The organism is Micromonospora salmantinae (assembly GCF_022230905.1).
Lineage (GTDB): Bacteria > Actinomycetota > Actinomycetes > Mycobacteriales > Micromonosporaceae > Micromonospora > Micromonospora salmantinae.
Genome location: NZ_JAKKFG010000004.1, coordinates 192,664 through 214,558 on the forward strand (window position 1 = coordinate 192,664; position 21,895 = coordinate 214,558).

General features: G+C 69.3%; 18 protein-coding genes and 1 pseudogene. 13 read left to right on the forward strand and 6 right to left on the reverse strand.

The window, feature by feature from the left end; genetic code table 11:
• Positions 1-29: 29 nt before the first annotated feature.
• The 6 genes from PSH03_RS03430 (at position 30) to PSH03_RS03455 (ending at position 5,936) form a co-directional block, all read left to right on the forward strand.
• Positions 30-791: a protein phosphatase 2C domain-containing protein gene (locus PSH03_RS03430; protein ID WP_255749997.1), complete on the forward strand. Its 762-nt coding sequence runs from the start codon at positions 30-32 to the stop codon at positions 789-791.
• A 124-nt stretch (positions 792-915) separates the two neighbouring features.
• Positions 916-1,437, forward strand: a complete 522-nt coding sequence (locus PSH03_RS03435; RefSeq protein ID WP_238688223.1) for a hypothetical protein — start codon at positions 916-918, stop codon at positions 1,435-1,437.
• A 64-nt stretch (positions 1,438-1,501) separates the two neighbouring features.
• Positions 1,502-2,515: a UDP-N-acetylmuramate dehydrogenase gene (locus tag PSH03_RS03440; RefSeq protein WP_238688224.1), complete on the forward strand. Its 1,014-nt coding sequence runs from the start codon at positions 1,502-1,504 to the stop codon at positions 2,513-2,515.
• Between the two features lie 230 nt (positions 2,516-2,745).
• Positions 2,746-3,081, forward strand: coding sequence for a hypothetical protein (locus PSH03_RS03445; RefSeq protein WP_238688225.1), 336 nt, complete (start codon positions 2,746-2,748; stop codon positions 3,079-3,081).
• Positions 3,078-4,538 carry a CATRA conflict system CASPASE/TPR repeat-associated protein gene (locus PSH03_RS03450; RefSeq protein ID WP_238688226.1) on the forward strand — a complete coding sequence of 487 codons (1,461 nt, stop codon included), beginning with the start codon at positions 3,078-3,080 and terminating at the stop codon, positions 4,536-4,538. Before PSH03_RS03445 ends, PSH03_RS03450 begins: the two co-directional genes overlap by 4 nt.
• A 30-nt stretch (positions 4,539-4,568) precedes the next feature.
• Positions 4,569-5,936, forward strand: a complete 1,368-nt coding sequence (locus PSH03_RS03455; protein ID WP_238688227.1) for a hypothetical protein — start codon at positions 4,569-4,571, stop codon at positions 5,934-5,936.
• On the opposite strand, the gene PSH03_RS03460 is transcribed toward PSH03_RS03455, so the two are convergent.
• The 4 genes and pseudogenes from PSH03_RS03460 to PSH03_RS03475 all read right to left on the reverse strand — a co-directional run.
• Entirely contained in the window at positions 5,929-8,268 is a 2,340-nt protein-coding gene (locus tag PSH03_RS03460; protein ID WP_238688228.1) for a CHAT domain-containing protein, read from the reverse strand. The two genes, PSH03_RS03455 and PSH03_RS03460, sit on opposite strands and share 8 nt — an antisense overlap.
• Entirely contained in the window at positions 8,265-9,404 is a 1,140-nt protein-coding gene (locus tag PSH03_RS03465) for a vWA domain-containing protein (protein WP_238688229.1), read from the reverse strand. The genes PSH03_RS03460 and PSH03_RS03465 overlap by 4 nt, the downstream gene beginning before the upstream one ends.
• 17 nt (positions 9,405-9,421) lie before the next feature.
• Positions 9,422-10,270 carry an AAA family ATPase gene (locus tag PSH03_RS03470; RefSeq protein ID WP_238688230.1) on the reverse strand — a complete coding sequence of 283 codons (849 nt, stop codon included), beginning with the start codon at positions 10,268-10,270 and terminating at the stop codon, positions 9,422-9,424.
• A gap of 176 nt (positions 10,271-10,446) precedes the next feature.
• A pseudogene (locus PSH03_RS03475) lies at positions 10,447-10,973 on the reverse strand (hypothetical protein); the annotation flags it as partial.
• A gap of 83 nt (positions 10,974-11,056) precedes the next feature.
• Between PSH03_RS03475 and PSH03_RS03480 the strand changes: the two are divergent.
• The 4 genes from PSH03_RS03480 (at position 11,057) to PSH03_RS03495 (ending at position 15,814) form a co-directional block, all read left to right on the forward strand.
• Positions 11,057-11,929: a hypothetical protein gene (locus tag PSH03_RS03480; RefSeq protein WP_238688231.1), complete on the forward strand. Its 873-nt coding sequence runs from the start codon at positions 11,057-11,059 to the stop codon at positions 11,927-11,929.
• 32 nt (positions 11,930-11,961) lie between these two features.
• Complete coding sequence (locus tag PSH03_RS03485) at positions 11,962-12,798, forward strand: hypothetical protein (RefSeq protein WP_210781996.1); 837 nt, start codon at positions 11,962-11,964, stop codon at positions 12,796-12,798.
• Between the two features lie 233 nt (positions 12,799-13,031).
• Positions 13,032-14,330: an aspartate aminotransferase family protein gene (locus PSH03_RS03490; protein ID WP_112603399.1), complete on the forward strand. Its 1,299-nt coding sequence runs from the start codon at positions 13,032-13,034 to the stop codon at positions 14,328-14,330.
• A complete protein-coding gene (locus PSH03_RS03495; protein ID WP_238688232.1) occupies positions 14,327-15,814 on the forward strand; it encodes a CoA-acylating methylmalonate-semialdehyde dehydrogenase in 1,488 nt (495 codons plus the stop codon). The genes PSH03_RS03490 and PSH03_RS03495 overlap by 4 nt, the downstream gene beginning before the upstream one ends.
• Here the strand turns inward: PSH03_RS03495 and PSH03_RS03500 are convergent.
• Positions 15,786-17,189 carry an acyltransferase family protein gene (locus PSH03_RS03500; RefSeq protein ID WP_238688233.1) on the reverse strand — a complete coding sequence of 468 codons (1,404 nt, stop codon included), beginning with the start codon at positions 17,187-17,189 and terminating at the stop codon, positions 15,786-15,788. The two genes, PSH03_RS03495 and PSH03_RS03500, sit on opposite strands and share 29 nt — an antisense overlap.
• A gap of 193 nt (positions 17,190-17,382) precedes the next feature.
• Between PSH03_RS03500 and ngcE the strand changes: the two genes are divergently transcribed.
• The 3 genes from ngcE (at position 17,383) to PSH03_RS03515 (ending at position 20,667) form a co-directional block, all read left to right on the forward strand.
• Entirely contained in the window at positions 17,383-18,798 is a 1,416-nt protein-coding gene (gene ngcE, locus PSH03_RS03505; RefSeq protein ID WP_210781988.1) for an N-acetylglucosamine/diacetylchitobiose ABC transporter substrate-binding protein, read from the forward strand.
• Between the two features lie 64 nt (positions 18,799-18,862).
• The gene (locus PSH03_RS03510; RefSeq protein ID WP_210781986.1) at positions 18,863-19,771 is read left to right on the forward strand and encodes a carbohydrate ABC transporter permease; all 909 of its coding nucleotides are present in this window, start codon (positions 18,863-18,865) and stop codon (positions 19,769-19,771) included.
• A complete protein-coding gene (locus PSH03_RS03515) occupies positions 19,768-20,667 on the forward strand; it encodes a carbohydrate ABC transporter permease (RefSeq protein WP_238688234.1) in 900 nt (299 codons plus the stop codon). The genes PSH03_RS03510 and PSH03_RS03515 overlap by 4 nt, the downstream gene beginning before the upstream one ends.
• 68 nt (positions 20,668-20,735) lie before the next feature.
• Here PSH03_RS03515 and PSH03_RS03520 read toward each other — a convergent pair whose 3' ends face one another.
• Positions 20,736-21,722 carry an N-acetylglucosamine kinase gene (locus PSH03_RS03520; RefSeq protein ID WP_238688235.1) on the reverse strand — a complete coding sequence of 329 codons (987 nt, stop codon included), beginning with the start codon at positions 21,720-21,722 and terminating at the stop codon, positions 20,736-20,738.
• Between the last annotated feature and the right edge of the window lie 173 nt (positions 21,723-21,895).

Consider the following 21,895-nt stretch of genomic DNA (forward strand, 5'->3'; position numbering starts at 1 on the left):
ACCGGCACGGGGGCGGGGTGTGAGACGGCATGGATTTCGCTTTCGCCACCGAGCCTGGCTCCGACCGCCCCAACGAGGACCACGTCGTCGTGTCGGCCGACTTCGCGATCGTCCTCGATGGCGTCACGCAACTGCCCGACCTCGACACCGGCTGCGTGCACAATCCGGCGTGGCAGGTCCGGGCGTTGGGCTCCTGTCTGGTCGAGGCGCTGTCGGACGAACGGACGGCGCCGCTCGATGAGGTTCTGGCCACCGCCATCGAGGGGGTGCGCCGACGCCACGAGGGTCGGTGTGACCTCACCAATCCGAACAGCCCTTCCGCCACCGTCGCCATCGCGCGGGAGCGCGGTGAACAGGTGGACTATCTGGTGCTGTGCGATTCCCTGGTGGTGTTCGAAGCTCAGGACGGCATCGTGGTCATCCACGACGATCGCACGGATGATCTTCCAGCTTACGATCGGCACACCGTCGGTCGGCTGCGCAACCAGCCGGGCGGCTTCTGGGTGGCGTCAACCGATCCGGGCGCGGCGGCCGAGGCGATAACGGGTGTGGTGCCGCGCGCAGGGCTGCGCCGTCTGTTGCTGTGCACTGACGGCATCTCCCGGCTTGTCGAGTACTTCCAGCTCAGCTGGACGGACGTCTTTGACCTGGTCGAACGCTGCGGCCCGCGTGCCGCCGTCGACGCCGTGCGGGCGTACGAGGAGAGTTATCCGCGGTGGCCGGTTCTGCCCCCCGGCCGGCGCCGGGTCAAACGACATGATGATGCGACCATCGCTGCGCTCCGGACATGAGGCGATAGCTGTGCAGATGACCGACAAAGTGAGAACCCTTCGCCAGGCAGTTCGACCTCGCTGATCTCGTTGACAGGGTTCCGACACTGCTGTTGCATGGGGCTGTCCGCAGGACCGAATATTCATGGTCGGTCTCCGCGTCAATTGGATCATTACCGATAAGGCCAACCCGCACCTCGAAATTTCGTCCCGCGTCTCCCTCAGCAATGGATGCCGCTGGATTGCGGCGGCGTTGGCATCTGGGCCCGACGGGATGTGCCACGCCGTGATCGAGGAAAAAGGCAGTCCGATGTCCGCCGACGATCTGTTCAGGCTGGCAGTCGTCGATGCCACTGTGCTTCAGGACCGCATTGTGGCGGCAGCAGGGGTCGCCGTGGATGCCGCCGATGAGCGGGCCCCCGCCCGTGCCCTCGCCAACGCCCTCATCGCCGTGGTGCAGGACCACCTTGAGCAGACCTCGAATGAGTACGATGTCGACCTGTTCCTTGAGGCCAACGGCAGGCAGCCGGCCGAGGTGGCCTCATGGCCGGTGACCATCCTGGCGGGTCTGCGGATGCGGCGGACCTCCGCGGACGACTGGCGCTCGATCTGTGACCGCGCGGTCGAGCTTGCGGTTCGGAACATCCGAGCGTCCTCCCGGCCCTGACCGGTGCCGTCCGGCTGTCGTGGGGGAAGCATGGAGCTCCCACGGCGATCAGTAGGCTGACGTGGTGACCCTCACGTTTGCTGACCTCACCACAATGCGTGTCGGTGGACCGGTAGGCCGACTCCACGTGCCGGAAACCACTCCGCAGGTGCTCGAGCTCCTCCGGCAGGTGACCGGCGACGGCGACCCGTTGTTGGTGATGGGCGGCGGGTCGAATCTCGTGGTGGGCGACGATGGATGGCCCGGCGTCGTCATCAAGATGGCCTCGTCGGAGTTCGACATCGACGGCGAGTTGGTGAGGGCAGCTGCCGGTGTCGTCTGGGACGACGTCGTGGATGCCACCGTCCGCGCGGGCCTCGCCGGGCTGGAGGCGCTGTCCGGTATCCCCGGCCTGGTAGGGGGAGCGCCCGTACAGAACGTCGGCGCGTTCGGCACGGTGACCTCGGAGGTGCTCGAGTCGCTCTCGGTGTTCGACCGGCAGACGGGTCAACTGGAACGGTGGACTCTTGATCGCTGCGGGTTCGGCAGCCACCGGCAATCGGTCTTCAAGCGCAACGACCGATGGGTGGTGGTGGACGTGACGTTCCGCCTGCGCCGCAGCGACCAGTCCCGGCCTATCGACTACGTCGACCTCGCCCGCGCACTGGAGATCGAGGTTGGCGGGACCGCAGCTCCAGCCGAGGTGCGTGCGGCCGTGCTCGCTCTGCGTCGCAGCAGGGGCATGATCCTCGACGAACACGATCATGACACGTGGAGTGCCGGGTCGTTCTTTGTGAACCCGGTCCTCGCCGAGGTGCCGAAGCGCGCCCGCGACTGCCCTCGATACTCTGACGTCAGGGGTACGAAGTTGCCGGCGGCCTGGTTGATCGAGCAGGCCGGGTTTCGCCGCGGCTACGGTCACGATTGGGGAAACGGCACGGTCGCGCTCTCCAGTCGCCACGCGCTTGCCCTTACCAACCGGGGTGGCGCGACGACTGCGGACGTCATGAAGTTCGCGGCTCACATCCGGGACGGGGTGGAAGCCTGCTTCGGTATCCGGATAGGTCCCGAATGCGATTTGATCAACTGTTCCTTCTGACACATATCCGACCGCCAGGTGTTGGGTGGTGAACCGACTAACCCTCGCTGCATTGGCTGCCGCCGCAGCGGAGGGGTCATGAGCGGGGCCCGTTTCGGCGCGAAGCGCAGCGGCAGGGGCCGAAAGTCCACAACCAGGCTACCGTTGGCGGCGAATATCGCACGTCGCGGCGGTCACGCTACTCCAACGGCTGACCAATTGCTGGACCACCTCACCTACAGTTCGTGTCAATGGACACCATTGATGATCCTCATGCTCTCCGTATTCTCCGGGAAGCTGGCGAGACACTGCGCGCGATCGGTCGCCGGAAACTGGCTCCGTCCGACTGGGACGCGTTCGACAGCGCCGTGCGCCGCATGCAGGCCGCATTGGACCGTGGCGACCTGCTTGAGGTACGCGACATACGCAGCAAAATCGACATGAGGTTTCCTCGTCAGCGGGCCCGCGCCAGCCTCGCCACTGTGGAACAGCCGGCGCGGACGCGTACTGCCAGTGAGAATCTGAGCCGAGCCATCGCCGAACGCCTGGCGAAAGTCGGCCGGGACGCCGACGAGCCGCGCCGATGATGCTGCACGACCATGCCCTGCACGTGCATACCTATCTGGATGCCGGGCGGCACTCCAGCACCCTCGACGCGCTCGCGAAGGCCTGCGGCACCCTCCAGATGAGTGTGGAGGAGAGGGCATCCACCCTCCGCCCAGGAGGTCCGTGGCCACGGATGCTGCGCTCCGCGCCGGAACAGGACCGGATCTACCAGGCGCTGGAATACGTCACCGCGCGGCAGGCCGCGATCCTGGTCTGCCTGGCACCGAAGGACAGCTTCGTGACCTGGCGTGACCTCGACCGCGACTGGCGCGAGGCCGCAAGCCACGTGCCCGACTCCGAGTGCGTCGGTCGCGTCGAACTGTTCTATGCGTTGTATGACGGCGACCGCGAGTTGGAATGGCTTAGGGAGTTGGTACGCGACCAGCTTCCCAGCGAGCTCGCCGCGCTAGCGGGGGAGCCCGCAGTTCCCTTCGAGGGTTGCTTCCTCTGGGAGATCGATACGGACGACGAGAACCGGCTGAGTCGCACCCTGGTGCTCGTCGCGCCGTCCGGCAGGGTGAGCGACAGCGACGCGCTGGTGTGGCCGAACGGGAACGCACTGCCGCCCCTGCCCGGATATCTGTGGGAGATGGCCAACGTTCGCCACGAGGCACGACGGTTCGCCGATCGCCGCGCCCTGTCGCGCCCGGAGGTGCTGTACGACCATGCCGAGCGGTTCGAGGTCGCCGAGACGTCCCACCCGGAGATCCAGGCGGGGCGCGCGGAGACGCTGCGCGAATTGCAGCGGGAGGTGGCGCTGGCAGCCGCTGGCGAGGCGGTGTTACGGACGATGCACCGGACCGTGGAAGCGGCGGCCGAGAACTCCCGTGCCTGGCTGGCCACCGCTGGCGGGAAGCCGGCCGGCTCGGATCATCGTCGGACCGATCAGCTGGGCGGCCCGATCGGCGATGACCTTGGGCACGCGCAGTGGCTGCTGACCGAGATTGCCGACGAGGCGGACACCGTGCGGGACACGGTGAACTACGCCGCGCCGATGGCCCGGATCGGCGAAAGTGAGATCGATCAACGGCTCAAGGATCTCGGTGAACGCGCCGAGACCTTGACCGTCCTGCAGACGTCGATGATCGTGGCGGTGGGGCTGGTGCTCGCCGCATCGCAGTCCCTCGACTACCCCTGGCCGACGTACGCATCATTGAAGATGCCGTTCATCGCCGTTGTCGCCTGCTTCGGACTGTTCCTGCCGCTCGTCACGGCGCTGCGGCCGACGGCACGGCACCGTTTCTGGGCCTGCGTGGGTCTCGCCGGCGCGGGCCTGGCGGCGTCCCTGGTGTGGATGGTCGTGACCTGGCTGGCGCGGTGGCGGACCGGGCATCCCGCGTCGTCGTCCACCACGGCCATCGCCGTCGTCATCGCGGTCGCGCTGGTGGCGACCCTGGCCGCATGGCGGGCAGTGCGGTCGCGACGAGGAACTCCATGAGCACCGAGCCCTCCGAGGAGAAGAGGAGCCATGCCGAACATGATGACTGCCGACCAATTGCGGGGCCGGTGCCTTGCGCTGAGGCGGGGCAAGCTGGTCTGTGACGACAAGCTGATCAGCACCATCGAGGCCGATCTTGAGGAGTATCGACTCGCCCAGGTCGAGCAGTTGCCGCCCGACTACCTGGCCGAGCGGCTGCCCCTCATGGGCTGGCTGATCTACGAGTCGACATGGAGCGCCCTACAGCAGATCACTGACGGTCGCCGGGAGCAGAACAGCGATGTCCTGGCCGAGATCGAGGCCTACCGTGAAATGATCGTGCGGGCCGCGAACGCCGCGCGCAAGATGCCCTGGCCAGAGTACGCCGGCAGGGCCCTCGGCGCGTTCCGGTGTCAGGCATTGGCCGAGTCCAAGCTGGACACCGAGGACGGCTACGATCGCGCGCAGATGACTCACCGCACGGCGCGAAGCCGGCACGGCGAATTCCTCAGTTATCACCGCGCGCGAGACGCGGAGGAGAAGGACCCTTACCTACGGGCGCTCGACGAGGTTCTGGTGCAGTTGGCCCTCGCCGAGACCGGAACCGCCTGTCGAGTGTCCGAGCGGATCATCGGCCACTGGGCAGAGGAATTCCCGTCGGAGTTCCAGACCGAGTACGCGCAGCGCATGTTCGACCAGTTGACGACCGGTGCGGATATTGGTAGAGAGGCACTCGAGGCGGCCGACCGGGTGAAGCAGAATCACGGTTTCGTGGACGAGGTGAGCGAGGAGGGCCTCGCCCTGCCCACGAGCTTCATCAATCCCGGCATCATGACCGCGCGCGCTCTCCTGTTGATGCTGGCCCTGTCAGCAAAGATGGAGAGTCTCGGCCGCTTCCCGCTCGGGGAGGACGACACCTGGGACCAGACCCGCAGGCGGCTGCGCGATCGGCTCGACCACGCCTACGAGTACATCGAACGGCCGATTGAGGACTCCCACGGTAACCAGCGTGAGCCTCGGGCCGGTCTCAAACTCGCGATCGTGCAGATCCGGCTCAGCGCGGCCCTGCTGATTCCGGGGCACCGGTTGCCGAGTTCACGGACGTTCGCGCCCTGCATGGCCCACGAGGTGCTCGACGAGGAGGCGGTTGAGTCGATGTGCGACTGGTTGGCCGAGCCGGTCGACGACACTCGCGGTGGCCAGAAGCAACGCAGCGTGCTCCGCGGGATCGGCAGCGCCATCATGCCTGACCTGATCGACAGCGTGGAGGCGTGCCGAGTGGCCTTCGACGGCCGCCCCGGCTTTCGGGAATGGCGGGCCCGCTGGTTCGCGCTCGACGCCTACGCCCACGAAAAGGGCCGAGCCGAGCGGGTCGAGAAGGTGTTGAGCCTCCCGGTCCGACGGGCGGACGCTATCTGACGTACGCGTTGAACAGGGCCCAGCCCACCACGTGGTCTTCGTCGACGCGGTCAAGCTGGGCCCTGCGAAGCGCGTGGTCGAGCCGGACGTTCCCAGCCCGGACGAGCTGCACCAGGTGGCCGGCCATCCGGCCAGCCGGCTGATCCGGAACGCTGTCGATGGCGGCCACGATACAACGACTCCCGCCGGTGAGGACCGCCGTGACGAAGCTCAACGGCTCGGCATCCTCGATGTTGACCAGGCGACCGACGTGACACGACGCCATCAGCGCAGACTCGGGCCAGCGCAGCGCGAGCGCGTGCGCGGCGGACAACTGGCCCTCGGTGGCGGTCTCCTCCGGCAACATCAGGTACTGGGCCAAACCCTCACCGTCACCGTGGGTGGCGATGTGGATGAACCGCCAGTCCTCGTCCGGGTCGGTCAGCATCGCGCTCACCCGGGTGTGAGCGGCTCCCTGGGGCGCTTGGTCGTCCAACGTGCAGCGGCTCAGGGGCACCGTTTGCTCCGGGGAGAGTGCGAACCCCCACGCCTCGCTCTCTCGTTCGATCCAGACACCGTCCTCGACGTCCGACACGAGACGCACGAGACCCGGACCCGCCACGGCCGGCGGGTGTGGCGCGGACAGACAGGTGAGCATCGGCGTCTGGGTCAGCACGGCGCGATGGATCAGCCGGGTGCCGTCCGGGCCGATGACGAGAGCCGCCCACGGAAGCAGACTCAGCTCCAGGTGCGCCGACACCACCAGTTCGAGGGGTTCCTCGTCGGAGCAGGCGTCCCGGAGCCGCCGCAGCAGCTCGGCGGGCAGTATCTCGGCCGCCAGGCCGTGCCAGTCGGGCTGATCATCCGTGTCGGCCTCGTCGAGCCGCCCATTCCACGGTGGGTGCCCGTCCCGACCCTCGAAGTATCGGGCGAAGTGCTCGCCGGTGGTGAATCGTTGGAATTGGACGTCGCCGCCGGGCTCGATGAAGGTGCGGAACCAGTTCGTGCCGGCGGAGAGAGTGTCCGGCAGGCCTGCGAAATCCAACGCGTGCCGCTTGCCGATCACCCGCAACAGGTCGCCCATGTCCGTTGGAGTCGGCAGGACCATGTCGGCGAGCATGGGGTTGACCCTCTTCTGGATCCGGTCGTGCAACTCCGCGACCGTCCGAGCCTGCTCCTGGCGTTGTTCGCTGAGCGAGTCGGCGTCTGTCGGCGCGTCCGACGCCGGTTCCTCGGCGGCGAGCACCTCGGCGATCAGTCCGCGAAGCCGAGGTGGTAACAACGGCTCGCCGGCGCGCATGTGACCGGCGAACCCGGTCTGTTTGGCCGACAGGCAGACCCGCAAGCCGAGTCGGGCCGCCGCAGCCCCCCGCAACTCCGCGGCAAGCAGGGCCACATCGCCGTACACGCGGCGAAATGCTCTTGACAGCGGTGTCCGTGTCCGGGCGATCACCCCCCACCGGCCCCGGATCTGTTCGGCGATGTCCAACGCGGTCTTGGCGAGGTCTGCCGCCCGGTCCCGGTGGGCCCCGGACGCGGCGAGCAGCTCCGCGCACGACAGTGTCAGTGATAGTTCGTAGGCGTCGTGCCGGGTGTCGTGCACCCGGTGCTCGGCGAGGTGTTTCAATGCGGCCTCCAGCCGCGTTATCGCCTCGTTCGTGCGGCCGAGCGCCCGGTCGGCGAGCGCGAGGATGAAGCCGTACCGGTGCCGGGTGGAGAAGGAGGCGGCCTCGGTCGTCTCCCAGTAGGTCTTCTGCAATTCGCCGAGCGCGCTGAACACCTGAGCGGGACGTCCCCCCTCCAGCAGGCAGGCGCCGAGCTCGAACTGAATGTCCGCGTAGCGGGGTTCCGCCCCGCTGGCGTAGAAGAAGTCGGGGCCCAGTGTCGCCGACAACCGGAGCGCCTCATCGACCTTGTCGGCTGCTCGGAGGCTTCGCGCCAGCCGGCAGGTGGTGGTGACCTCCGCCAGCCGGTCGAGCGCCGGCTGGCCCTCCCCGGATGGTCGTAGCTCGGCGAGCGCCTTCCGGTAGAGCCCGTCGATGTCGCGCTCGGAGGACAGGCGGATGCCCATGTGGGCGCAGAAACGCAGGATGGTCGCCGCGTCGGCGTTGCCGTTGCTCCGAAACGCCCAGTTGAGGTCGACCTGCCCCGCACCCAGGTCGCGCTCGCTGTCCGCCTGAAGGAGGTAGCGGTCGACGGCCAACTGGAACAGCGCGTGTTCGTTGTCGAGCAGCATCGCTGTCCGGTCCCGGTTCCGGACGACGATCATCGCCTCTTCGGCCTCGTGCGCGAGCATGAGCAGGGTGTCGCGTGCGAGCGAACGGCGTACGGCTTCGGTCACGGTCAGAGTCACGATGGGAGACTCCATTTCCTCAGATGGCGATGCTGGGGACAACGCAGACCGCATGGCGTGCAGCCGAGGAGACCGGCGAGAGCCCGCAGGGCCGCAGCGTCGTGTGCGGCGACGAGATGGACGTACGGCTGGCTGTCCACCAGCGCCGGGGCCACCGAAGTGAAGCCCGGTTCGCTGGTGTCCGGATCGGCCCAGATCACTCGGTGGGTCAGGCGGGAGAGCCGCGCGATCTGCGCGACCAGCGGCGCCGGTTCGTCGAGCTCCCACCCGTCGGAGACGAGCACCAGATTCGCCGCTCGCACCACCTGGTGCCCGCCCCACACGCGCGCGAATATCGTGACCGCGGCACCGAGCCGGGTCCCGGCATCCCAGTCGGAGCGCCGGTCAGCCAGTGCGTTCATCGCGGCCGTCGGGTCACACAGCCTCAGCTCCCTCGTGATCCGGTCGAGCCGCGTGCCGATGGTGAACACCTCGGTCGTGGTGGGCGCGACGGCGACGGCGGCGTACGCGAACCGCAGCAGGCGGTTCCGGTGTGACCGCATCGACTCGCTTACGTCGATCAGCAGAACCAGGCGGCGCCGTACCCGGGCCTGGTCGTGGTGCCACAGACGGACCGGCTCACAGCCGTGCCGCATCATCGTCCGGGCCGTACGCGACACGTCGATCGGCCCGTGCCCGGCGGGCGTGCGGCGCAGCACCCTGCGCAGGGGCACCGATGCGGTGAACGCGTTGCTGAACGCTGCCACCTCGGCGAAGTCGGCGGTGCTCAGCGTCCATGGCGGCGGCGTCGCCAGTCGCTCGGCATAACCCGCTCTGGGGGCCGGTTGGGCGCTGGCGACAGCGTCATTGGTATCGGCCACGGCGATGGCTGGTTTCTCGGTGTCGTCGGGTTGCCACCGGGCTGGCGCGGCCGTGAGCGCTGGGGGCGGCGTGCCGAACCACGCTCGGTACGCCGCGTCGAACACCGGCACGTCCTCGTGCCGGGAACACAGTGTCAGCCGGGTGGCCCAGTAGACGTCGCTGTCAGCCAACGGTTCGTACGCGCCGAGCGCCCGCAACGCGGTGGCCACCCTCCCCACATCGACTGTGAGTCCGTCGGCGCGTAGCCGGTGTGCGAAGCCAACCAGGTCTGCCACCGGGTCGCCGTGCGGTGTCACGGGGTCCCCTGTCTGAGGGTGCTCCGCACGAGGGCCTGATCCTCGTGATGTTTGACCAGCACTCCGATGGCGTCGTCGAGAGCATCGGCGATCGTGTCCCGTCCGAGCGCGGCAGCGGCACGGGCGAAGCCGATCGACTCGGCCACGCCGGGTGGCCGCACCAGCGGCAGCCGCCGCAGCCGGCACATTGCCGCGGCGATTTCGTCGGCCAGCGGTGTGTCCGCGACCTCCGGTACGTTCAGGCGGATGATGTCCGCCTCGCGCTCCTCGGTGGGGTGTTCGATCCAGTGGTAGACGCACCGTCGCTTGAGGGCGCCATGAACCTCGCGGGTGCCGTTGGAGGTGAGGACGACGAACGGCGGTTCGTCGATGGTGATCGTCTGATACTCGGGGATGCTCAGCGTCTTGCCTTCGAGGACTTCGAGCAAGAATGCCTCGAACTCGTCGTCGGCACGGTCGATCTCGTCGATGAGGAGTACTGAGGGGGTCTGTTCGACCGCCCGCAGGATCGGCCGCGCGATCAGGAATTCCGCCCCATAGATGGAGCGGTCGTCCTGCGAGCCTCGCAGGTGAAGCAGTTGCCGGGCGAAATCCCACTCGTACAGGGCCTGGGAGCGATCGATACCGCTGTAGCACTGTAGCCGGATCAACTCGACACCCAGCGCTTCGCTGATCTTCAGAGCCAGCACGGTCTTTCCCACACCCGGGTCACCTTCCAGGAAAAGTGGCATCTTCAGCCGCTTCGCGAGGTAGACCGCGGCTGCGAGACCCGGCTCTGCCAGATAATTGCGGGAGGCCAGATCTGCTGCTACGTGTTCCGGATTTCTGAAAACAGTGTCGGACACCGGTTGAGAGTCCCGCACTCGTAGAGAATCTGTCGATCAGATGAATGGGCGACAAATCGCTGATGATCGACCTGTGTGACCACTACGAACAAGCTGTGCCAGGGCAGAGCCGCTTTCATCTCCTGCGGCCGCTGCCAGGAGAGCGAGCAGAAAACCACTACCCCCAGGGGTTCGACTCACCGCGCACGCCATGATCGTGCTCGATCCATGATGAGTGCCCTCTCGGCACGAGGTGGGCAATCGAGCGCGATCAAGGCGCCCGGGGCCGGGGCGGTGCCGCGAAGGCGCGTCCGGGCGGGGCGACGGCGGCGTGGAGGTCGGGCGGTGGTGGGGAACAGGCGGGCGTGCAGGCTCGCCGGGTCGGTGACCTCGGGCAGGTCGCGGGCGGCGAGCCAGGCTGCGGCGGCGGCCCCGTCACCGGCGGTACGCAGGGGCGCGTTCGGCCAGCGCCGGGCGATCTCGGTTCGGACGGCGGTGGCCAGCGGCGTGTCCGGGGTGAGCAGTCCGCCGCTCGTCGGGTCACGGCCTGGATGGTGGCGTCGACGGTGTCCCGGGAACGGGCGGCGATCTCGGGGCTGCCCAGCAGCTTGGTGAGCACCGTGGTGGCCAGCGCGCCGGGTGCACGCCCGGCGTCGAGGTCGGCGAACAGTCGGCGTACCGACTCGCGGCCGAGCCAGAAGCCCGAGCCGGTGTCGCCGAGGATCGGATGCTATCGGCCCGCCGTGGCGGGGCCGGTGGTTGTGGTTGCTGTCTACGCTGGCGGGAGCGGCTGATTGGGGGATCTCGATGACCCGTGACGTGGCCCGTCAACGGTTACGGGAGGGCGGCGGCTCCACCGCCGGCTTCGTCCGGCTGGTGGCGCACACCGACCCGGTGGCGTTGGTCGGCATCACGCTGTCGATCACCCTCAGCGTCGTGCTCGACCTGAGCAACGCCGCCTCCGGGGTGGAGTCGCTGTTGGCCGGCCTGATGGGCATCACCATCTCGCTGTTGGTCGACTCACTGGCCCGCGCGGAGCGCCGCTTCCACCTGCGCACCCTGTTGGACGGCCCGCCCTGGCTGGTCCGCACCACGACGGAGCTGGCCGGGGCCATGCGGGAGGCGGCCGAGCAGCACGCGGGCACCCGGGTCGCGGTGGAGGCGCAGCGGCGCTACGAGCAGTTCCGGTTGGAGGCCGAGCAGCTCGCGGGCGGCCGGATCATCCGGCGCGGTGACGAGGACGAGGATCTGGTCGGCGCGACCCGCGCCTGTGTACGTCGGCTGGACGGGTTGACCAACGTGATGCCCCGGGTGAGCGGTGAGCTGAGCTGGTGGCGCAGTGAGATCGGCCGGCGCTACTGGGAGGCCAATGTGGAGGCCCTGCAACGGGGTGTCCAGATCACCCGGGTCTTCGTCTACGCCACGCTGACCGACGACCTGTCCGCCCTGGTGGAGAAGCAGCGCGCGGCCGGGGCGCGGGTGGGTCTGCTGCCTCTCGGGGTGGTGAGTCCGCACCTGCACGTGAACTTGACACTCTGGGACGGGTCGAGCTGTTGGGAGGCCCACATGACCGCGCACGGCGAGATCGGTGAGAATCAGTTCTCGGTCAACCGGACGGACGTCGCTCGGCTCACCCGCGTGTTCGACCTCTGCGCGAACGCCGCGACCTTCCAGGACTGACGGCCCCCCACCGGGGCGGGAACGGGTGAGTCATGACGTGGAGCGCGGTCCTGCTGGTGACGGCCGTGGTCTGGGTGGTCAGCGTGATCCGCTCCGTCCGGCTCCGCGCGCTGGTCTACAGCCTGCCGCTGCCGATGACGCTCGCCCTGCTCACCACCGACTATCGGGTGGAGGGCGCGCAGGTGCTCGGTGTGCTCGGGCTCAACCTCTTCTTCGTCACCGTGGCGGTCACCCACCAGCGGTGGCGTTGGCCGATCCTGCTCGCCGACGTCGCGGGGATCGCCGTCTACGTGGCGCTGAGCGCCGGCCTGTTGGCCGTCCACATTTCGTTCGAGGTGGCTCTGGCCGTGACGCTCGTGCTCTGGCTGGCGGCCATCCTGTGGCTGCGTCGTCGTGCCAGCCACAGCGACAGCCGTGGCGTCGGCCCGCCCGCCGTTCTCGCCGAGGAGGCGGTCGCCGTCGCGGAGACCCGCCCGGACGGGTTGCCGGCGCTGCTCAAACTGGTGGTGATCTTCGTTGGGGCGGTCCTCACCCAGTTGCTCGGCGCGGTGCTGCGCGGCATGGTGGTGACGTTCCCGTACTCGGGGGTGCTGGTCGCCGTGGAGGCCCGCCGGCAGTTGACCGAGTTCAGTCGGCACTTCGCCCGCAACAGCCTCGCGCTGGTCGGTTTCCTCACCGCCTACCACTACCTTCAGGACGTCTCGTCGGCTGCGGCGCTGGGTGCCGGCTGGGCGGCCTTCGCGGTGGTCGCCGCCGCCCTGCACCTGCCGTTGCGTCCCCGCCAGGTCGCGCACGCGCGGGCGGCGGGCCGCCCGCCGCGGGCGTTGCGGTCGGCGACCGAGCCACAGACACCTACCGGCCTTCCCTGACCAACTCGGCGACAGTGGACCGACCCAGGGTGGCGGTGGCCGGCGAGGCTACGGATCGAGTGGTATTTCCCCATAAGCGCGGCGGAAATCACGGGTCAAGGCCAATCCTCGCCGTGGAAACCGTTGACGTGCTGTCAGGTCGGGACGTCCATGCGCTACAGGCTGACAGTTGTTCGCGTCGGCCGGCGGTGGGAGCGTGCGGTATCCACGAACGCCGCTGAAGGGTTGCCACGATGACCGACGACCTGCTGGCCCGGCACCGGGCCGTGCTCCCGTCCTGGATGCCGTTGTACTACGCCGAGCCGCTCGAGTTGGTCTCCGGCTCGGGCCGCCGGGTCACCGACGCGCAGGGTCGCAGCTACCTGGACTTCTTCGGCGGCGTGCTGACCAACATGATCGGGTACGACATCCCGGAGATCCGGGAGGCCGTCGAGCGGCAGCTCGCCACCGGCATCGTGCACACCTCGACGCTCTACCTGATCCGCCAACAGGTGGAGCTGGCCGAGAAGATCGCCCAGCGCTCCGGCATCCCGGACGCCCGGGTGTTCTTCACCAACTCCGGCACCGAGGCGAACGAGGCGGCGCTGCTGGTCGCCACCAATCACCGCCGCTCGCACCAGATCCTGGCCGTGCGCAACAGTTACCACGGCCGGTCGTACGCGGCGATGGGCGTCACCGGCAACCGCAACTGGTCGGCCAGCGGCCTCAACCCGCTCCAGGTGGCCTGGCTGCACTCCGGTGACCGGGTGCGGGGTCTGCTGGCCCGGCTCAGCGCCGACGAGCAGGTCGACGCGGCGGTGGAGGACCTGCGCGAGGTGTTGGCCACCCAGACCGCCGGTGACGTGGCCGCGCTGATCGCCGAGCCGATCCAGGGCGTGGGCGGTTTCGTGCACCCGCCGGACGGGCTCTTCGCCGGCTGGAAGAAGGTCCTCGACGAGCACGGCATCCTGTTCATCGCCGACGAGGTGCAGACCGGTTGGGGGCGTACCGGGGAGCACTTCTGGGGTTACCAGGCGCACGGCGTCACCCCGGACCTGCTCACCTTCGCCAAGGGCATCGGCAACGGGTTCGCCCTGGCCGGGGTGGTCGGCCGGGCCGAGGTGCTGGAGTCGGTGCCGGCCATCAGCTTCTCCACCTTCGGCGGCAACCCGATCTCCACGGCGGCCGGCAACGCGGTGCTCGACTACCTGATCGCGCACGACCTCCAGGCGAACGCGGCCCGCGTCGGCGCGATCCTCGCCGACGGCCTGCGGTCCGCCGTGGGCGGGCTCGACTGCGTCGCCGAGGTACGCGGAAAGGGGCTGATGCTCGGCGTCGAGTTCGTCCGGCCGGGCGGCAGTGAGCCGGATCCGGCGCTGACCAACCGGGTCTTCGAAGCCGCCCGGGACGGTGGCCTGCTGACCGGCAAGGGCGGTCTGCACGGCAACGTGCTGCGGATGGGCCCACCGTTGACGCTGACCGAGGAGGAGGCCCGTGAGGGCCTGGCGATCCTCGTCGACGCGATCCGTTCGGCTGCGGGGGTGGCGGCATGAGCATCGGTCACTTCATCGACGGCAAGCGGGTCGGCGGCACGTCGCAGCGGCGCGGCGACGTGTTCGACCCGGCGACCGGTCGGCGTACCGCAGAGGTCGAGCTGGCCTCGACCGTGGACGTCGACGTTGCGGTGCAGGCCGCCGCCCGCGCGGCGCGGACCTGGCGGGACGCGTCGCTGGCCCGGCGGTCCGCTGTGCTGTTCGCCTTTCGGGAGCTGGTGCACGGCCGGCGGCACCGGCTCGCCGAGGTGATCACCGCCGAGCACGGCAAGGTGCTCGCCGACGCCGCCGGCGAGGTGCAGCGCGGCCTGGAGGTCGTCGAGTACGCGTGCGGTCTGGCGTCGGCGCTGCGTGGCGCGTTCAGCGAGAACGTGTCCACCGAGGTCGACTCGTACACGATCCGGCAGCCGCTCGGCGTGGTCGCGGTGATCTCCCCGTTCAACTTCCCGGTGATGGTGCCGCTGTGGTTCGTGCCGGTGGCGGTGGCCTGCGGCAACGCGGTGGTGCTCAAGCCGAGCGAGAAGGACCCGAGCGCGGCGCTGCTGCTGGCCGAGTGGTTCGCCGAGGCGGGCCTGCCCGACGGGGTGCTCAACGTGGTCAACGGCGACTCCGAGGCGGTCGACGCGTTGCTGGAGCACCCGGAGGTACGGGCGGTGTCGTTCGTCGGCTCCACCCCGATCGCCAGGTACGTCTACCAACGCGGCACCGCCGTCGGCAAGCGGGTGCAGGCGCTCGGTGGGGCGAAGAACCACATGGTGGTGCTGCCGGACGCCGATCTGGACCTGGCCGCCGACGCGGCGGTCAACGCCGGATTCGGCTCGGCGGGGGAGCGGTGCATGGCCATCTCGGTGCTGGTGGCGGTGGAGCCGGTGGCGGACGCGCTGGTCGAGCGGATCGCCGCACGGGTGACCGGTCTACGCACCGGCGACGGCCGACGGGGCTGCGACATGGGCCCGCTGGTGACCGCCGCGCACGAGGCGAAGGTGCGCTCCTACGTGGACGCCGGTGTCGCCGCCGGCGCGGTGCCGGTGGTGGACGGGCGGGACGTGACGCCGGACGGCGACCCGGACGGTTTCTGGCTCGGTCCGACGCTCTTCGACCGGGTGACCCCGGACATGTCGATCTACACCGACGAGATCTTCGGGCCGGTGCTGAGCGTGGTCCGGGTCGGCTCGTACGACGAGGCGGTGGACCTGGTCAACGCCAGCCCGTACGGCAACGGCACGGCGATCTTCACCAACGACGGCGGGGCGGCCCGGCGTTACCAGCATGAGGTGGAGGTGGGCATGGTCGGGATCAACGTGCCCGTCCCGGTGCCGATGGCGTACCACTCGTTCGGCGGCTGGAAGTCGTCGCTCTTCGGTGACCTGCACGCGCACGGCGAGGACGGGGTGCGCTTCTTCACCCGGGGCAAGGTCGTCACCAGCCGCTGGTTGGATCCGCGCCACGGCGGGGTCAACCTCGGGTTCCCCACCCAGACCTGAGCAGTCGCAGCACGCCCGCCCCGGCCAGGTACGCCACCAGCGCCGGGACGGGCGTGCCGAGCGGCTCCGGGGCCTGCTTCGGCGTGGTGCTGTTGACGAGCAGCGCGGCCACCACGGCGGCGTAGCCGGCCACCGCCAACGCCGCCCGGGCCGGGGTGCCCCGAGGGGTCCGTCGCCCGCTGCGGTGCCGGCCGCTGCGGGCCTCCACCGGCCCGAAGATGGCGACCAGCACCGCCAGAACGGCGCTGAGCAGCAGCAACCAGGGCACCCGCCAGGCCCACCAGGCGGCCGTGTCGACCGCCGGGGTGGGGAGCGTCCCGACCGCGTCGAGCAACCCGATCAGCAGGATCGCGGCGGTCAGGTGCCAGAGGAAGACGGTCAGCACCACCAGGTTGACTCCGATCACCAGCTGCCACGGCCCGGTGCGGCGCAGCAGTCGCTCGGCCGGGCCGCGCAGCAGCAGGATCAGACCGAGCTGGCCGGTGGCGACGGCCAGCAACGCGAGGCTGGGCGGCGCGGCGTTGTCGAGCCGTTCGTCGGGCACCTTGAGCATGGCCACCGGCCAGGGGCCGAGGACGGTGAGCAGCAGCACCGCGCCCAGCCCGCCCGCCAGGAAGACCAGACCGGCCCGGCGGGAGGTGGGCAGCCGCCGTCGGCGTACCCCTGGACGGTCGGGAGTCGACGGCCCGGCAGCGTCGGTCTCGGCAGGTGGTGGCGCGGTTGTGCGGGCGTCGTGCCAGGCGAAGCCGAGCTGGTGGACGGCGAGCCAACCGAACAGGTAGTTGCCGTAGCTCAGCTCCTCCGGCCCGCTCAGCCGGCCGAGGTCGCCGAGGCCGACCAGTGTGACGAGCGCCAGCGGCACGGCCAGGCCGAGGCGGCGGTGCAGCGCGTACATCGGTGGGGTGAGCACGACCGCCGCCAGGTAGGCGACCAGGAACCAGAGCGGAATGGTGGCGAACCAGAACACCTCGCGGATCTGGGTGGGGTCGGCGCCGAGCGGCCAGGCGAGCGCCGCGGCTGCGCTGAGCACCAGCAGCAGCGTGCTGGTGGGCCGGACCAGGCGGGCACTGCGGTCGATCAGCCAGCCGGCGGCGTCGCCGCCGCGGGCCTGCAGCCGGGTCAGCGAGGCCGCGTTGGCGTACCCCCCGACCAGGAAGAAGACCGGCATCACCTGGGCCAGCCAGGTCAGCGGGTACGCCCAGCGCAGGTCGCCGAGCGCTGAGTGCCCGGTGGCCTGCCCGCCGGGGTCGCGGCCGATCACCGTGACGCTCCAGTGTCCGAAAACGACCATGGTGATGGCGAGCGCGCGGAGCAGGTCGACGTACCGTTCCCGCCCAGCCGGGGTGCGCTCGGCCAGCTCGCGCAGACGGCGCATCGCCTCAGGCTAGGCGACCCGGCGGCGGCTGGTGGTGATAACGGTTCGACAGTCAGGACTTGAAGTCCGAGCCCAGCTGTCGTAGAAATTCTTCAGCAACAGAGCATGAACTGAAGAGAACTACCGCCCCTCGCGCGGCGGACGCCTCCCCCCACAGACCGGCGATCCGCCCGACCCGACCCGAGGAGAACCCATGAACAGGCGTGACATCCTGCGGCGCAGCGCCGCCGCCGGCCTCCTGGCCACCCCCGCCGCCGGCCTGCTGTCCGGCTGCGCCACCAGCGGTGGCGGTGACAAGAACGATGCCGAGACCTACCAGGGCACCAAGAGCGCGCAGAACCCGCTCGGCGTGAAGGAGGACGCCCCACTCGAGGTGGTGATCTTCGGCGGCGGGTTCGGTGAGGAGTACGCCAAGGCCCACGAGGCCATGTACACCGAGAAGTACCCGAAGGCGAAGATCAAGCACTCCTCCACCCAGGAGATCAGCAAGACCCTCCAGCCGCGCTTCGTCGACGGCACCCCGCCGGACGTGGTCAACAACTCCGGCTCCAGCCAGATCGACTTCAACGGCCTGGTCAGCCAGAACGCCCTCGCCGGCCTCGACGAGCTGCTGGCCGCCCCGAGCCTCGACATCCCCGGCAAGACGGTCAAGGACACCCTGCTGCCCGGCGCGGTCGAGGTCGGCTCCTACGACGGCAAGTTCCTGGTGCTCAACTACACCTACACCGCCTACGGCATCTGGCACTCCGCCAAGCTCTTCGCCGACCGCGGCTGGTCGTACGCGAAGACCTGGGACGAGCACATCGCGCTCTGCAAGCAGATCAAGGCCGCCGGCATCGCCCCCTGGACGTACGCCGGCCTGCACCCGCGCTACATGAGCTGGCCGCTGATCTCCACGGCGATCAAGTTCGGCGGCCCGTCGGTGGCGACCGCCATCGACAACCTGGAGCCGAACGCCTGGAAGTCCGACTCGATGCGCGCCGCCGCCGACGCCTGGCACCAGATCGTCAAGGACAAGTACATCCTGGACGGCTCGCCCGGCCTGGACCACAAGCAGTCGCAGACCGCCTGGTGTCAGGGCAAGGCCGCCTTCATCTCCTGCGGCTCCTGGCTGGAGAGCGAGCAGAAGGACGTCACCCCGGCCGGGTTCAACATGACCATCGCGCCGACGCCGAGCCTGGGCGGCGGCGACAAACTGCCGTTCGAGGCGATCCGGGGCACCGCCGGGGAACCGTTCATGGTGCCCGCCAAGGCCCGCAACGTCGCCGGTGGCCTGGAGTACTTCCGGACCATGCTCTCCAAGAAGGGCGCCCAGGACTTCACGAAGAAGGTCGCCAGCCTCACAGTGGTCGCCGGCGCCACCGAGGGCGTCGAGCTGCCGTACGGGCTGAGCACAGTGGTCAAGGCCCTCGACGCGTCCGGCGCCAACGGCTTCAACTGGGTCTACAACAGCTTCTACCGCAAGTTGGAGCGCAACCTCGTCGACGCCGCGTGCGGCGAGTTCTTCAGCGGTCGGATCGGCCCCACCGAGTTCCTCGAACAGTGCCAGAAGGGCGCAGACTCGATCGCCCAGGACAGCTCGATCAAGAAGTACAAGCGAGCGGCCTGACCGCCCGGCCGGTGGGGGAGAGGTCCGCCCCCACCGGCCGTACCCCAACGGAGAGGTCTCTCTCGTGAAACATGGCAAGTGGCCGCTGATCGTCACGTTCCTGGTGCCACCGGTGCTGCTGTACGTGTTCTTCGTCGTCTCGCCGTACCTCCAGGCGTTCCAGATCTCCACCACCGACTGGCTCGGCTACTCCGCCGACGCCAACCCGGTCGGCCTGGCCAACTTCAAGACCCTCTGGCACGACGACTACGTGTGGAACGCGCTGAAGAACAACGCGATCCTGCTGGGCCTGGTGCCGGTGCTGACCATCGTGCTCGGGCTCTTCTTCGCCACCATGCTCGCCATGGGCGGGCGCAAGGGCAGTGCCGGCGTCACCGGCGTACGCGGCGGCGCGCTCTACCGCACTGTCTACTTCTTCCCACAGGTGCTCTCCGTGGTGATCATCGCGCTGCTGTGGAAGGAGGTGTACCACCCCAACCAGGGGCTGCTCACCAGCGCTCTGCACGGCCTCGGTCTGCCCGCGCCGACCTGGCTCGGCGACCCGGCGACCGCCTTCTGGTGCGTGCTGGCGGTGATGGTCTGGAGCAACGTCGGCTTCTACGTGGTGCTGTTCGGCGCGGCGATGTCGGCCGTACCGAAGGAGATCTACGAGGCAGTCCTGCTCGACGGCGCGTCCCGGTTCACCACCCTGCGCCGGGTCACCCTGCCGCTGCTCTGGGACACCGTCCAGGTCGCCTGGGTCTACCTGGCCATCTTCGCCCTGGACGGGTTCATCCTCGTGCAGCTGATGACCAACGGCGGGCCGAACTTCTCCACCGACGTGATCGGCGTTCGCATGTACGACACCGCTTTCGGCAGCGAGACCAAGTTCGGCTACGCCTCGGCGATCGGCGTGGTGATGTTCTTCCTGACCCTCTCGGTGGCGGTGCTGTCGCTGCGGGTCGGCCGGCGCGAACGGATCGAGTACACGTGACCACTCTGGATCAGCCCACCGCGACCGCCCCGACCCCGGTCACCAGCGGGGACCGCCCGCTCCGCCGGGAACTCGGCGTGGCCAACGCCCTCTCGCACGGCTTCCTGCTGCTCTGGGGCCTGCTCACCGTACTGCCGCTGTTGTGGATGTTCATCAGCTCGTTCAAGACCAACGCTGAGATCCTCGCCGACCCGTGGGGGCTTCCCGGCGCACTGCACCTGGACAACTGGGCGCGGGCCTGGACCGGCGCGCACATCGGCAGGTACTTCATCAACAGCCTGGTGGTGGTGGCCGGCTCGGTCAGCCTCACCATGCTGATGGGCGCCACCGCCGCGTACGTCTTCGCCCGCTACGAGTTCCGCGGCCGCCAGGTCGTCTACTACCTGTTCGTCGGCGGCCTGATGTTCCCGGTGTTCCTCGCCCTGGTGCCGCTGTTCTTCGTGGTCCGCAACGCCGGTCTGTTCAACACCTGGCTCGGGCTGATCCTCGTGTACGCGGCCTACTCGCTGCCGTTCACGGTGTTCTTCCTGACCGCCTTCTTCCGGACCCTGCCGACCTCGGTGGCGGAGGCCGCGCTGGTCGACGGTTGCGGTCACTTCCGGCTCTTCTTCCGGGTGATGCTTCCGATGGCCCGTCCGGGACTGATCAGCGTGGCGATCTTCAACTTCCTCAGTCACTGGAACCAGTTCCTGCTACCGCAGGTGCTGTTGCAGGGCGACGAGTCCAAGTGGATGCTGGCGCAGGGGCTGTTCGCGCTGTCGGTCAGCCAGGGGTACGCCGGCGACTACGCTCGGCTCTTCGCCGGGTTGAGTATCGCTGTGCTGCCGGTGCTCGCTGTCTACGTGGCCTTCCAGCGGCAGGTGCGGTCCGGCCTCACCGCGGGTCAGCTCAAGTAGGACACACCCACCTTTGACCGATCCCGATCGCCACTCCGGCGTGAGGGTGGCGGGTGCAGGGTGGTGGCTCAGGGGGTGGGGAAGAGGTGGGCGTGCAGGGCGGCCGGGTCGGTCACCTCGGGTAGGCCACGGGCGGCGAGCCAGGCTGCGGCGGCGGCCCCGTCTCCGGCGGCGCGCAGTGGCGCGTCCGGCCAGTGTCGCGCGATCTCGGCCCGGACGGCGGCGGCGAGCGGGGTGTCCGCGGTGAGCAGCCCGCCGCCGAGCACGATCGGTGTCACCGCCCCGGCGGGGCGGATGCGGCTCACGCTCTCGGTGAGGTGTCCGGCGGCTTCGGTGATCAGCGCGGTGGCGACCGGGTCGCCGTGGGTGGCGGCGTCGACGACCAGCGGCGCGAGCCGGGCCAGTTCGATGGGGGCTCGACGGGTCACCGTCTGGATGGTGGCGTCGACGGTGTCCCGGGGGTGGGCGGCGATGTCGGCGCTGCCGAGAATTTCGGTGAGCACGGTCGTGGTCAGCGCGCCAAGCTCGCGGCCGGCGTCGAGGTCGGCGAGCAGCCGGCGCACGGCTTCCCGACCGAGCCAGAAGCCCGAGCCGGCGTCGCCGAGCAGCCAGCCGTGGCCGTCGGCGATCCGGTCGAGCCGCAGCTCGTGGACCTGGGCGGTGATCGCGCCGGTGCCGGCGATGAGGATGGTTCCGTCGGTGGCGGCGGTGCCGGAGGCGTACGCGACCAGGGCGTCGCCGTGCACCTCGTACGGGCAGCGCAGGCCGGCGTCGTGCCAGGCCTGGTCGAAGGCGGCCCGCCCGGCCGGGTCGGCGAGCAGCCGGCCGGCTCCGGCGAGCCCGATGGTGCCGGCGGCCGCCCGCGTCGGGTCGACGTCGGCGAGCGCCTCTCGGAGCGCGGTCAGCAGTTCGGCGGCGGCGCGTTCGGCGCCGTGACTGGTGGGGTTGCCGCCGCCGGCGCGGCCGGTGCCGACGCGTTGCCCGGTGAGGGTGAGGACGGTCGCCCGGGTGGACGTACCGCCGATATCGAGACCCACCACGACGTTGTCGGACATCGGCACGGGTCTCCTTGCGCGGAACGGCGATCTGGCTTGTTCATGCTGGTCGGCGGGGTCGCGCGGGGCAAGTTGTGGCGGGCGTGGAGGGCTGTGCAGCAGGTAACAGTTTGAAAACTTCGCCCACAGTCTTGACACAGAGGGTCGTTCAGTAAGAACTTTTACCACTAACA